Annotated in this window: 12 protein-coding genes; 9 read left to right on the forward strand and 3 right to left on the reverse strand. The window is 70.0% G+C overall.

The window, feature by feature from the left end:
* The first annotated feature begins 119 nt into the window (after positions 1 to 119).
* From ADL12_RS14060 to ilvD, 3 genes are all read left to right on the forward strand, one after another.
* Positions 120 to 944, forward strand: coding sequence for a sugar phosphate isomerase/epimerase family protein (locus tag ADL12_RS14060; protein WP_079052033.1), 825 nt, complete (start codon positions 120 to 122; stop codon positions 942 to 944).
* On the forward strand, positions 941 to 1,582 hold the full coding sequence (locus ADL12_RS14065; protein WP_062702178.1) for a TetR/AcrR family transcriptional regulator: 642 nt from the start codon (positions 941 to 943) through the stop codon (positions 1,580 to 1,582). Before ADL12_RS14060 ends, ADL12_RS14065 begins: the two co-directional genes overlap by 4 nt.
* Positions 1,583 to 1,731: 149 nt before the next feature.
* Positions 1,732 to 3,585 carry a dihydroxy-acid dehydratase gene (gene ilvD, locus ADL12_RS14070; RefSeq protein ID WP_062702180.1) on the forward strand — a complete coding sequence of 618 codons (1,854 nt, stop codon included), beginning with the start codon at positions 1,732 to 1,734 and terminating at the stop codon, positions 3,583 to 3,585.
* A 64-nt stretch (positions 3,586 to 3,649) separates the two neighbouring features.
* Here the strand turns inward: ilvD and ADL12_RS14075 are convergent, their stop codons facing one another.
* Positions 3,650 to 5,800 (reverse strand): serine/threonine-protein kinase, encoded by a 2,151-nt coding sequence (locus ADL12_RS14075; RefSeq protein WP_062702182.1) that lies wholly within the window; start codon positions 5,798 to 5,800, stop codon positions 3,650 to 3,652.
* Between the two features lie 182 nt (positions 5,801 to 5,982).
* On the opposite strand from ADL12_RS14075, the gene ADL12_RS14080 reads away from it, so the two are divergent.
* From ADL12_RS14080 to proC, 6 genes are all read left to right on the forward strand, one after another.
* Complete coding sequence (locus tag ADL12_RS14080; protein ID WP_062702184.1) at positions 5,983 to 6,345, forward strand: SH3 domain-containing protein; 363 nt, start codon at positions 5,983 to 5,985, stop codon at positions 6,343 to 6,345.
* A gap of 69 nt (positions 6,346 to 6,414) precedes the next feature.
* Complete coding sequence (locus ADL12_RS14085; protein WP_062702186.1) at positions 6,415 to 6,918, forward strand: hypothetical protein; 504 nt, start codon at positions 6,415 to 6,417, stop codon at positions 6,916 to 6,918.
* 372 nt (positions 6,919 to 7,290) lie between these two features.
* Entirely contained in the window at positions 7,291 to 8,061 is a 771-nt protein-coding gene (locus tag ADL12_RS14090; RefSeq protein WP_062702188.1) for a class I SAM-dependent methyltransferase, read from the forward strand.
* Between the two features lie 280 nt (positions 8,062 to 8,341).
* Positions 8,342 to 9,142, forward strand: coding sequence for an ABC transporter ATP-binding protein (locus tag ADL12_RS14095; RefSeq protein WP_062702190.1), 801 nt, complete (start codon positions 8,342 to 8,344; stop codon positions 9,140 to 9,142).
* Positions 9,139 to 9,930, forward strand: a complete 792-nt coding sequence (locus ADL12_RS14100) for an ABC transporter permease (RefSeq protein WP_062702192.1) — start codon at positions 9,139 to 9,141, stop codon at positions 9,928 to 9,930. The genes ADL12_RS14095 and ADL12_RS14100 overlap by 4 nt, the downstream gene beginning before the upstream one ends.
* A 130-nt stretch (positions 9,931 to 10,060) precedes the next feature.
* A complete protein-coding gene (gene proC, locus ADL12_RS14105) occupies positions 10,061 to 10,873 on the forward strand; it encodes a pyrroline-5-carboxylate reductase (protein ID WP_062702194.1) in 813 nt (270 codons plus the stop codon).
* Positions 10,874 to 10,927: 54 nt separating this feature from the next.
* Here the strand turns inward: proC and trpS are convergent, their stop codons facing one another.
* The gene (trpS, locus tag ADL12_RS14110) at positions 10,928 to 11,953 is read right to left on the reverse strand and encodes a tryptophan--tRNA ligase (RefSeq protein WP_062702196.1); all 1,026 of its coding nucleotides are present in this window, start codon (positions 11,951 to 11,953) and stop codon (positions 10,928 to 10,930) included.
* A complete protein-coding gene (locus ADL12_RS53950) occupies positions 11,950 to 12,105 on the reverse strand; it encodes a hypothetical protein (protein ID WP_159053164.1) in 156 nt (51 codons plus the stop codon). The genes trpS and ADL12_RS53950 overlap by 4 nt, the downstream gene beginning before the upstream one ends.
* Positions 12,106 to 12,606 lie beyond the last annotated feature (501 nt).

Below are 12,606 nucleotides of genomic sequence, written 5' to 3' on the forward strand. Positions count from 1 at the left end.
CCCCTCCCTTCAGCCCCCGGCATATGCCCAGTTCGCACCCCTGGCCGATCGCAGACCCCCGCGGCGGGCACGTAGCCATCGGTTCCCCGGCGTTCGTGGCGGCCCCGTACTCTGTCCCCGTGGCAGAACCAGTGGTGCGCATCCCGGATGCGAAGGTCGCCCTGTCGACGGCCTCGGTCTATCCGGAGTCGACGGCGACGGCCTTCGAGATCGCCGCGCGCCTCGGGTACGACGGTGTCGAGGTCATGGTGTGGACCGACCCGGTCAGCCAGGACATGGAGGCGCTGCGCCGGCTCAGTGACTACCACCAGATCCCGATCCTCGCCGTCCACGCCCCCTGTCTGCTGATCACCCAGCGCGTGTGGTCCACCGACCCCTGGACCAAGCTCCAGCGCGCCCAGGCGGCCGCCGAGAAGCTGGGGGCCTCCACGGTCGTCGTACACCCGCCGTTCCGCTGGCAGCGCCAGTACGCCCGTGACTTCGTCGCCGGAATCTGGCGGATGGCGAACGAGACGGATGTGCGGTTCGCCGTCGAGAACATGTACCCCTGGCGCTACCGCGACCGCGAGATGCTCGCGTACGCCCCCGACTGGGATGTGACGAAGGACGACTACCGGCACTTCACGATCGACCTCAGCCACACCGCCACGGCCCGTAGCGACGCGCTTCAGATGATCGATCGCATGGGGAACCGGCTCGGGCACGTGCATCTCGCGGACGGCAGGGGGTCGGCCAAGGACGAGCACCTCGTCCCGGGCCGCGGCAACCAGCCCTGCGCCGAGGTGCTGGAGCGCCTCGCCCTGACCGGCTTCGACGGCCACGTCGTCATCGAGGTCAACACCCGCCGCGCGATGTCCAGCGCCGAACGCGAAGCCGATCTCGCCGAGGCCCTCGCCTTCACACGGCTGCATCTGGCCTCGGCGGTGAAGGTGCCCCGGCCGTGACCGACGCCACCTCGGGGCGGGGCGGGGTGACCTCCCGACGCCGGGGCCGACCCCCTCGTACGGAATCCGCCGACACCCGCGACCGCATCCTGGACGCGGCCCGCGAGGAGTTCTCCGAGCGGGGGTACGAGAAGACGTCCGTGCGCGGCATCGCGAAGGCGGCCGGGGTGGACTCGGCGCTCGTGCACCACTACTTCGGCACCAAGGAGCAGGTCTTCGAGGCGGCGGTGGAGGTCGCCTTCGCGCCCGCCCTCAAGGTCCGGGACGCGGTGATCGAAGGGCCCCTCGACGGTGTCGGCGAGCGCATGACCCGCACCATCTTCGGGCTCTGGGAGAACCCGGTGACCCGCAAGCCGCTGCTCGCGATCGTCCGGTCCGCGGTCAACAACGAGGCCGCGGCCGCCGTGTTCCGCCGCCTCGTCTCCGCTCAGCTGCTGCGCCGCATCGCCGGGGAGATCGACGCCCCGGACGCGGAGCTGCGTGCCGAGCTGGCGGCCGCGCAGCTGGTGGGCATCGCGATGATGCGGTACGTCATCAAGATCGAGCCGATCGCGTCGGCGGACCCGGAGCAGATCATCGCGCGCGTGGCGCCGGTGGTGCAGGGGCATCTCACCGGACGGTACGCCACCGACGAGTGAGTCGGACGAGTCAGTAGCCCGCCTCCTCCACGAGACATTCATCCCGTATTCCGGACACCTCGTCCCGACCCCTGGATGACCGGCGTACGCTCGTTAGCAGTCAGAAGTCTCTGATCGCAGTCTCTGCAGTCCTGAAGGAGCGAGCGACGATGCCCGAGCTGAGGTCCCGCACAGTCACCCACGGTCGCAACATGGCGGGCGCCCGCGCCCTTATGCGCGCCTCCGGTGTACCCGGTGCGGACATCGGCCGGAAGCCGATCATCGCGGTGGCGAACTCCTTCACCGAGTTCGTGCCCGGTCACACCCACCTCCAGCCCGTCGGCCGCATCGTCAGCGAGGCGATCACGGAGGCCGGCGGCATCCCGCGCGAGTTCAACACCATCGCCGTCGACGACGGCATCGCGATGGGGCACGGCGGGATGCTCTACTCCCTGCCGTCCCGTGATCTGATCGCGGACAGCGTGGAGTACATGGTGGAGGCCCACTGTGCCGACGCCCTGATCTGCATCTCCAACTGCGACAAGATCACCCCGGGCATGCTGAACGCCGCCCTGCGGCTCAACATCCCGACCGTCTTCGTCTCCGGCGGTCCGATGGAGTCCGGCCGAGCCACGCTCGTCGACGGCACGGTCCGCACGCTCGACCTGGTCGACGCGATCTCCGACGCCGTGAACGACAAGATCTCGGACGAGGACATCCTCCGTATCGAGGAGAGCGCCTGTCCGACCTGCGGTTCGTGTTCCGGCATGTTCACCGCCAACTCGATGAACTGCCTGACCGAGGCCATCGGCCTCTCCCTCCCCGGCAACGGCTCGGTCCTGGCCACGCACACGGCCCGCAAACAGCTGTACGTCGCCGCGGCGCAGACCGTCATGGACATCACCCGCCGCTACTACGAGCAGGACGACGAGACGGTCCTGCCGCGCTCCGTCGCCACCATCGCGGCCTTCGAGAACGCCATGGCCCTCGACATCGCCATGGGCGGCTCGACCAACACGATCCTGCACCTGCTGGCCGCCGCCCAGGAGGCGGACGTTCCGTTCGGGCTGGAGCAGATCGACGCGGTCAGCCGCAGGGTCCCGTGCCTGGCGAAGGTCGCGCCCAACGTCGCCAAGAACCGCACCTACTACATGGAGGACGTGCACCGCGCCGGCGGTATCCCGGCGCTGCTGGGCGAGCTGCACCGCGCCGGCCTGCTGAACGAGGACGTGCACGCCGTGCACAGCCCCTCCCTGTCGGACTGGCTGAAGACCTGGGACGTGCGGGGCGGGTCGCCTTCTCCCGAGGCGGTCGAGCTGTGGCACGCCGCCCCGGGATGCGTCCGGTCGGCCGAGGCCTTCTCGCAGTCCGAGCGCTGGGAGGCGCTCGACGAGGACGCCGAGGGCGGCTGCATCCGCAGCGCCGAGCACGCGTACTCCAAGGACGGCGGCCTGGCGGTCCTCAGGGGCAACCTCGCCGTGGACGGCTGCGTGGTGAAGACCGCGGGTGTGGACGAGTCCATCTGGACCTTCGAGGGTCCGGCGGTCGTCTGCGAGTCGCAGGAAGAGGCGGTGGAGAAGATCCTCAACAAGCAGGTGACGGACGGGGACGTCGTGGTCATCCGCTACGAGGGGCCCAAGGGCGGCCCCGGCATGCAGGAGATGCTCTACCCGACGTCCTTCCTCAAGGGCCGCGGCCTCGGCAAGACCTGCGCCCTGATCACCGACGGCCGCTTCTCCGGCGGTACGTCCGGCCTGTCCATCGGCCACGCCTCCCCGGAGGCCGCGTCCGGCGGCACGATCGCCCTCGTCGAGGACGGCGACCGGATCCGCATCGACATCCCGAATCGCTCGATCGAGTTGCTGGTCGACGAGGCGGAACTCGCCCGCCGTGAGCAGGCGTTGAACGGGGCGTACGCCCCGAAGAACCGCGAGCGCAAGGTGTCGGCGGCGCTGCGGGCCTACGCCGCGATGGCGACCAGCGCCGACAAGGGCGCCGTGCGGGATGTGACCAAGCTGGGCTGAGGGCGGGTCACCGAGCAGCGCGTATCGCAGGGACCGTCTCCTCGGGAGGCGGTCCCTTTGCGTGTCACCAGGCCGACGGGTCCCGGCCGTCGACGGCGAATACGGTGCCGTCGGGGGCGCACGCGTACACATGGCCGTCGGCGAGCACGGGCTCCGGCAGGTCGGCCGCCACCAGGGCGTCCGCGCCGAGCCGGGCCGGCGTCTGGCCCAGGAGCTTGCCGTTGCGGGCGTCCACGGCGAGCAGCCGGCCATCGGGGGCACTGACGTACACATGCCGGCCGTCGGCGACAGGCGACGACATGCGGAGCACCGACGTCTCCAGGCTCCAGAGCTGCCTGCGCGCCTCCAGATCGACGGCGACCAGCGAACCGTCGCCGCCCACGAGGTAGACGACGTTTCCGCGTACGGTGCCGTGCGCCTGCAGGAGCGGGAGGGGCAGCGTCACACGCCGCGAGGTTCTGTCGTCGGGGGAGTAGCGGACCACGGCCTTCGTGTCGCTGTAGGTCCCCTCCACGGAGACGAAGACGACCGACCCCCCTGACGCACCGACGAGTTCCAGCGTCCCCTTCAGCCGGGCGTCCCAGCGCACGTCGCCCGTGGCCGGGTCCACCGCGGTGACCCGAGTGCTCGCCCCGTCGTCGGAGATGGTCGACGCGTACGCGAGTGGATCTCCGGCGAAGGAGACGAAGTACGGCTCCTTGTGACCCGGGACGGTGCGGTTCCACTTCGTGTCGCCCGAAGCGCCGTCCACGCCGGTGACCGTGCCGTCGACGCCGGCGAGCAGCAGCATGCCTCCGGCGGTCGACGATGTGCTGTACGCGGGCATGTCGTGCTGCCAACGTGGCTTGCCCGTAGCGGGATCGAGCGCCTCCACCCGGCGGCCCGGCCATGACCGCGGGTGCACGAGGCCGCCGGCCACGGTCGGTGCTCCGCCCGCGTGCGACGCGTCGACGGGGTGCCGCCACAGCAGCCGGCCGTCCAGCGGGTCGAGCGCGAAGACGAGCCCGGACTGGACACACAGCACCTTCCCCGCCCCGTATGAACACTGGGGTGTGCCCTTGTTGGGCGCCGGAGTTGCGGTCCACGCGCCGAAAGCGGCCGACGCGGTCCGCGCGCTCTTCTCGGGCTCCGGCGTCGGCTCGCCGCCGAGAAGCTGCACGGAGGCCAGCGCGACAACCGCGGCGAGACCGGCGGCCCCGGCCCCGAGGGCCAGCAGTCTGCCCCGGCGCCTTCCGGGCGTCCGCCCGGCCCGCTTCTCCCCGGCACGCGGCCCTCGCTCCGCCTCCGCCTCCTGATCGGGCTTCGGATCGGGCTTCGGACCGAACTCCGGCTTGGGCTGTGTGTGGCCGGCCCGCTGCGCCGGAATGAACGCCTGCGTGTCGTACGACGCCGCCACCGACCGCAGTTCCCGCATCAACTCGTCGGGCGTGGGCCGGTCCTCGGGCTCCTTGGCCAGACAGCGCATCACGAGCGGAGCGAGATTCTCCGGTACGCCGGTCAGGTCCGGCTCGTCATGGACCACCTGGTAGGCGACGACATACGGACTGTCGGAGTCGAACGGCCCCCGTCCCGTCGCCGCGTGCACCAACACGGACCCGAGCGCGAAGATGTCGGCGGCCGGCCCGACCTCCCGTGGCCGCCGGAACTGCTCGGGCGCCATGAACGGCGGTGTACCGATCAACTTCCCCGTCTCGGTGCGCAGTTCGCTGTCCTTTGGCCGAGAGATGCCGAAGTCGATGACCTTCGGCCCGTCATCGGCCAGCAGCACATTGCTCGGCTTCAAGTCCCGGTGCACGACGCCGACCCGGTGTATGTCGCGCAGTGCCTCCGCCAGCCCGGCCATCAGCCGCCGCAATTGCGCCGGGTCCATCGGCCCGTTCCGCTTCACCTGGTCGGCGAGCGTCGGGCCGGGGATGAACAGCGTGGCCATCCAGGGCCGTTCGGCCTCCGGATCGGCGTCGACCACGGGCGCGGTGAAGGCACCGCTCACCCTGCGTGCCGCGCCCACTTCCTGCCGGAACCGCCCCCTGAACTCGGGATCCTTCGCGAACTCGGCATGCACGACCTTCACCGCGAGCTGCATGCCCGAAGTGCTCCGCGCCAGATGTACGACGCCCATGCCCCCGGACCCCAGGCGCGACTCCAGACGGTAGTGACCGGCGTACTCCGGAAGTTCCGCTTCCGCGCCCGCTCCGGTGTCCTGCTGTGGCGCCATGGGACCACCCCCGTGCTGTTCGTCCGCGCGCGCGACGCTCGGAGCCTAGTCGATGACTCGTGCGAGACAGAGGCGGCTTGCTAGCCTCCGTGTTCCAAACGCGCACATGTGTGCGTGGCGTGATTTAGGGGAATCAACGGGGCCCCATGGCTGTCATGGGGATCAACGGGGGAGGTTTTCTCATGTCTGCAGACCGCACTGAAGTGGTCAGAAGAGCCGAAGAGACCGGGGGCGGCGAGGAAGAGGCAGTCACGACGTTGGCGGCCACGCCCACGCTGGCTACGACCACGGCGTTGCGCTACTACTCGGTCGCCCCTGGCGTCCGCCTGAACGTCCGCCGGGGCCCCGGCACCAACTACGCCGTGGTCCGCGTCCTGCCCGAGGGCGCCAAGATCCCGATCTTCTGCCAGACGCCGGGCACCACGGTGACGGGTCCCTACGGCACGTCGAACATCTGGGACAACATCGACGACGGCGAGTTCGTCTCGGACGCCTACGTGAACACCGGCAGCGACGGCTACATCCGCCCGCACTGCTCCTTCTGATCCGATCTCTGATCCGGTTCACCGGAACCCGTACGGAGCCCGCGGCCACGCCGGAGCCATAATCGACGCGTGAGCGAGAAGAACGGCACCCCGGCCACCCCCGCGGGCTCCACGGGCCCCCGCCCCGAGCCCCTCCGCTTCTTCGGCACCACCTGGGTCGACCACGACAACGGCTACACCGCCCGCCGTATCGCGGTGACCGTCGGCTCCCTCGCCACCGCGGCCGCCTCCTGCCTGGTCCTGCGCTTCGCCTACGAGGGCCTCCAGATCGCCGAGGTCGGCAACTTCGTCGCCGTCGTGGTGGTCGTGATGTTCGCGGTGTGCAGCGCCCTCGCGTTCCGCCACACCTGGGACGGCTTCACCCAGCGCCCCGACCCCGAACGCCAGGCATCCCTCCGCGGCCTGCTGGCCATCGGCTTCGTCGGCTCACTCCTCGCCTACTTCCTCCGCTCCCTCACCGAGGCCCCCGGCGAGAAACTCCACCGCCAGGAATACGAGACGGCACGCCAGCAACACGAGACCCGCACGACCCGCCGCACAGGCAACCCGGCAAAGAAGCGCCGCCGCACATAGCTGACAGACGCGCCGGCGGCCGCGTCCTACGCCTTCCAGGCCCAGCGAGTCATAAGGCCGATCTCCCCCGATCCCGAGGCCCGCGAGCCTGACCGCTCCGCACGCAAGTCCGCCGCCCACGCGAAGCAGGCGGCCTGTCCCGCCAAGCGCCTGCAGCCGCCGCCCACCTTCTGCCGGGACTCGCTGCAGGGTCGCTTCTGGCCACCCCCAACCTGGGCCGTGCTGCCCCAGGCCTGTGCTGCCCATGCCTCGACGCAGAGCAGAAACCGCCGCCCCTCGGCACGGACCCGCCCGCTCCCCTCCCAGCGCCCCGCACATCCACCTCTCGGCAAACTCGGTGCACACCGCACCAACCACCGCCACCATGGCCGTATGACGGCCCCTTCCCACACCGACCGAGCCCGTTCCTTCGACGCCGCCGCAGCCCAGTACGCCGCGAACCGCCCCTCCTACCCACCCGCCCTCTTCGACGCGATCGAGGAACTCGCCGGCCGCCCCCTCACCGGCGCGCGCGTCGTCGACGTGGGCGCGGGCACCGGCATCGCCACCGCCCTCCTCCGCACGCGCGGCGCCGACGTCCTGGCCGTGGAACCCGGCGACGGCATGGCATCCCAGTTCCGCCGCACCAACCCCGACATACCGATCGTCCGCGGCAACGGCAACGCACTCCCCGTCGCCACCGCCTACGCCGACTTCATCACTTACGCCCAGGCCTGGCACTGGACCGACCCCGCCCACTCCGTCCCGGAGGCCCTCCGCGTGCTGCGTCCGGGCGGCGCGCTGGCGCTGTGGTGGAACACCACCCCCCTCGACATCCCGTGGCACGCGGCGCAGGCGGACCGTATCGGGCGCCGCTTCGGCGCCCACCCCGTCGTCGAGCAGAACGGCAGCGGCGCCCGAGCCGCCCTGGCCGATCCCACCGACAGCCTCGCCTTCACGTCCCGCAAGGTCCGCTGGAGCCGCCGTGTCCCCATCGACACTCACCTGGCGAACATCGGCAGCCACTCGATCTTCCTGGTCCACGGCACCGAAGCGAGCAATGCCTTCCTCGCCGAGGAGAAGCAACTCCTCCTCACCGCCTTCCCGACCGGAATCATCGAAGAGACCTACGACGTCGACCTCCTCGTGGCCACCACCTCCTGACACCCTCCTCCTCACGCCCGCCCTCCCCACCCGGCTCGGACACCAGCCCAGCGCCGAGCCGAGGAGGACGGGCGAACTACATGCCGAACCGCGCGCCCCGCATGAACGCCCTCACGGCGCGGAGCGCAATCCCCCCGCCAGGTGCGGTCGGACCCGGCACCCCGGGGTACACGACCACCCAGCGCATCGCACGCCGCAACCCACACCTCTGACACGCCTGACGCCCGCCCGCCCGCCTCGCCGCTTGACGCCGCAGCCCGGCCGGAGGATTATTCATCGCATGATGAATTATTCTTCTGCCCGATCCGATCCCCCCGACGACCCAGCCATCCGAGCCGAGACCCTGAACGTCGTACGCGGCACCCGCCAAGTACTCCGCGACCTCGACTTCACCGTCCCGCGCGGCCAGATCACAGGCCTGCTCGGCCCGTCCGGCTGCGGCAAAAGCACCCTGATGCGGGCCATCGTCGGCACCCAGGCCAAGGTCACCGGCACCCTCGACGTCCTGGGCCACCCCGCCGGCCACCCCACCCTGCGCACCCGCATCGGCTACGTCACCCAAGCCCCCTCCGTCTACGACGACCTGACGGTCCGCCAGAACCTCGCCTACTTCGCCGCGATCCTCGACCCGGGCCACGCCGCCACCGACCGGCGCCACGAGAACGTCACCCGCGCCATCACCGACGTCGACCTCACGAGCCACGCCGACGCCCTGGCCGGCAACCTCTCCGGCGGCCAGCGCAGCCGCGTCTCCCTGGCGGTCACCCTCCTCGGCACCCCCGAACTCCTCGTCCTGGACGAGCCGACGGTCGGCCTCGACCCGGTCCTGCGCCGGGACCTCTGGAACCTCTTCCACGACATCGCCGCCTCCCGCGGCGCCACCCTCCTCATCTCCTCCCACGTCATGGACGAGGCCGAGCGCTGCCACCGCCTCCTCCTCATGCGCGAGGGCCGGATCCTCGCCGACGACACCCCGGACGCCCTCCGCACCCGTACACACTCCGAGACGGTCGAGGCGGCCTTCCTGCACCTGGTGGACGAGGCGACCGCGGCCGCCCGCGCGAAGGAGACCACGCGATGACCACGACGACGAGCCCGACCACGACGCACCGGCCCGCCCCCACCGGCGCCCTGAACCTGGCCCGCACGACCGCCACCGCCGCCCGGGTTCTGCGCCAGCTCCGCCATGACCCGCGCACCATCGCGCTGATGATCCTGATCCCCTGCGTGATGCTGTTCCTGCTCCGCTACGTCTTCGACGGCAGCCCGCGCACCTTCGACAACATCGGCGCGTCCCTGCTCGGCATCTTCCCCCTCATCACGATGTTCCTGGTCACCTCCATCGCCACCCTGCGCGAACGCACCTCAGGCACCCTCGAACGCCTCCTCGCCATGCCCCTCGGCAAGGGCGACCTGATCGCCGGCTACGCCCTCGCCTTCGGCACCCTCGCGATCATCCAATCCGCCCTCGCGACAGGGCTCGCCCTCTGGTTCCTCGGCCTGGACGTCACCGGCAGCCCCTGGCTGCTCCTGCTCGTGGCCCTGCTCGACGCGCTGCTCGGCACCGCGCTCGGTCTCTTCGTCTCGGCCTTCGCGGCCTCCGAATTCCAGGCCGTCCAGTTCATGCCGGCCGTGATCTTCCCCCAGCTCCTCCTCTGCGGACTGTTCACTCCCCGCGACAACATGCACCCCGCCCTCGAAGCCATCTCCAACGTCCTCCCCATGTCCTACGCGGTCGACGGCATGAACCAGGTCCTCAAGCACACCGACATGACCGCCAACTTCGTACGCGACGCCCTGATCGTGGCGGGCTGTGCCCTGCTGGTCCTGGGCCTGGGCGCGGCGACGCTGCGCCGCAGGACCCCCTGACCACCGCGGGGCGAGCCGACCCCCCATCCAGTCAGCCCCGCCCGTCCGCCCACCGGACACGCCACGTCGAAAGCCGCCCTCGGTGCGAGGATGAACCCGGACGACGCAACCCCCGGAGGGCACCCCAGCCATGACCCAGAAAGTCGCAGTCCTCGGCACCGGCAAGATCGGCGAAGCCCTGCTCAGCGGAATGATCCGCGGCGGCTGGGCCCTGGCCGACCTCCTGGTGACGGCCCGCCGCGCGGAACGAGCCGAAGAGCTCCGCACCCGCTACGGAGTCACCCCGGTCACCAACGCGGAAGCCGCCAAGACCGCCGACACCCTGATCCTCACGGTCAAGCCGCAGGACATGGGCACCCTCCTGGACGAGCTTGCCCCGCACGTCCCCGCCGACCGCCTGGTCATCAGCGGAGCCGCCGGCATCCCCACCTCCTTCTTCGAGTCCCGCCTCGCCACCGGTACCCCGGTCGTCCGCGTCATGACGAACACGCCCGCCCTCGTCGACGAGGCCATGTCCGTCATCTCCGCCGGCACCCACGCCAGCGAAGCCGACCTCGCCCACGCCGAGGAGATCTTCGGCGCCGTCGGCAAGACGCTCCGCGTCCCCGAGTCCCAGCAGGACGCCTGCACCGCCCTCTCCGGCTCCGGCCCGGCGTACTTCTTCTACCTGGTCGAAGCCATGACCGACGCCGGCATCCTCCTCGGCCTGCCCCGCGACAAGGCCCACGACCTGATCGTCCAGTCCGCGATCGGCGCCGCGACGATGCTCCGCGACAGCGGTGAACACCCCGTCAAGCTCCGCGAGAACGTGACGTCCCCCGCCGGCACCACCATCAACGCCATCCGCGAACTCGAGAGCCACGGCGTACGAGCCGCCCTCATCGCCGCCCTCGAGGCCGCCCGCGACCGCAGCCGCCAACTGGCCTCCGGCAACAACAGCTGACACCCGGGCCGCCCTCTGCACAGGGGCGGCCCAGCACACCCCGCCCCTAAGCAGTCATGCAGTCACTCCGATATCCGCAGCGGCAGCCGCCGGCAGCAACCCGATCGCCCGATACGCGGCATCCACGGTCGGCCGGGCCATAGCCCGAGCTCGCTCCGCCCCATCCCGCAGCACCCCCTCCACATAGGCAGGATCAGCGCACAGCTCCCTGTGCCTCTCCTGTACGGGCCTGAGGACCTCGACCACGGCCTCCGCTGTGGCTGACTTCAAAGCGCCGTACGACTCATATACACCGCTCAGCTCCGATGGGTTCCCACCTGTACAGGCAGCCAGAATCTCCAGCAGATTCGCCAACCCCGGCTGCCCGTCCCGGTCGTACACGACCTCCCGCCCGCTGTCGGTGACGGCCCGCATGACCTTCTTGCGCACCACATCCGGTTCATCGAGCAGATAGACGATCCCCGGCCCTGCGTCGTCGCTCTTGCCCATCTTCGACGTCGGGTCCTGCAGATTCATCACCCGAGCCGCGACCTGCGGATGGGTGGCCCGAGGCACCACAAACGTATGGCCGTACCGCTGGTTGAACCGCACGGCGAGATCCCGCGTGAGCTCCACATGCTGCGTCTGGTCGTCCCCGACCGGCACCTCGTCGGCGCCGTACGCCAGGATGTCCGCCGCCATCAGCACGGGATACGTCAGCAACGACAGCCGCACACTCCCGCCCCGCTCCCGCTCCCGCGCGGCCTTCTCCTTGTACTGGATCATCCGCCGCATCTCGCCGTCCGTGGCCACGCACTCCAGCACATACGACAGCCGCGCGTGCTCATCCACATGACTCTGGACGAACACGGTGCACAGCTCCGGATCCAGCCCGGCCGCCAGCAGCAACGTCGCCGCCTGCCGACTCAGCCGGCGCACCCGCCCCGGATCGTGGTCCACGGTCAGCGCATGCAGATCGACGATGCAGAACAGCGCTTCAGCCTCGTGCTGATCGACGGCAGCCCACCGCCGCATGGCGCCCAGGTAGTTCCCCAGCGTCAGATGCCCCGTCGGCTTGACCCCACTGAAGACCCGACTCATCTCTTCTCCATCTCCTGGTCGAGGCCGCCGTCCCGGCCGGCCGACCCTCTGGAGCTCTGGAGGGAGATACGAGAACGGCCGCCGAGGCGGCGGCCGTTGAGTGCATACGTGAGCACGGCCGCCGTCAGGCGGCCCACCACAGCTGGGTGCACGTACGCGTCTTCATGCGTCCCAGGCTACGCCCCTGGGGTGTCACTTGGAGCGAAGTTGACACGCTCCGAGCCGATCCGTAGTGTTCTCCGGGTTGTCCGACGTGAGCACCGACTCCGGTCGGCCCCGGACAACCATTCCGCAAGTACCAACCAGCATTAGACGACAGTCGATCCGTCTGCCGTCGCGTGATTGGCATGCGTATTTGCGCAATGAGGAATCCGCGTTCGAAAGGACGCAGCCCCCGATTAGCTCGGGAGCGAGGAATCCGCTAAAGTCTCACTCGTCGGAACGGCCTAACAGTCGCGAAGACAAGCCCCTCTGACTGGGAGTCAGGCCCGAAAGGATCTGATAGAGTCGGAACCGCCGGAAAGGGAAACGCGAGAGCGGAAACCTGGAAAGCACCGAGGAAATCGGATCGAGAAAAGATCTGATAGAGTCGGAAACGCAAGACCGAAGGGAAGCGCCCGGAGGAAAGCCCGAGAGGGTGAGTACAAAGGAAG

Origin of the sequence: Streptomyces regalis (assembly GCF_001509475.1) — a bacterium.
Classification (GTDB): Bacteria; Actinomycetota; Actinomycetes; order Streptomycetales; family Streptomycetaceae; genus Streptomyces; species Streptomyces regalis.

Coding starts and splice junctions, on each gene's coding strand:
- ADL12_RS14090 (WP_062702188.1), top strand. CDS start 7,291: ATGACGGCCCCTTCCCACACCGACCGAGCCCGTTCCTTCGACGCCGCC.
- ADL12_RS14095 (WP_062702190.1), top strand. CDS start 8,342: ATGATGAATTATTCTTCTGCCCGATCCGATCCCCCCGACGACCCAGCC.
- ADL12_RS14080 (WP_062702184.1), top strand. CDS start 5,983: ATGTCTGCAGACCGCACTGAAGTGGTCAGAAGAGCCGAAGAGACCGGG.
- ADL12_RS14100 (WP_062702192.1), top strand. CDS start 9,139: ATGACCACGACGACGAGCCCGACCACGACGCACCGGCCCGCCCCCACC.
- proC (WP_062702194.1), top strand. CDS start 10,061: ATGACCCAGAAAGTCGCAGTCCTCGGCACCGGCAAGATCGGCGAAGCC.
- ADL12_RS14075 (WP_062702182.1), bottom strand. CDS start 5,800: ATGGCGCCACAGCAGGACACCGGAGCGGGCGCGGAAGCGGAACTTCCG.
- ilvD (WP_062702180.1), top strand. CDS start 1,732: ATGCCCGAGCTGAGGTCCCGCACAGTCACCCACGGTCGCAACATGGCG.
- trpS (WP_062702196.1), bottom strand. CDS start 11,953: ATGAGTCGGGTCTTCAGTGGGGTCAAGCCGACGGGGCATCTGACGCTG.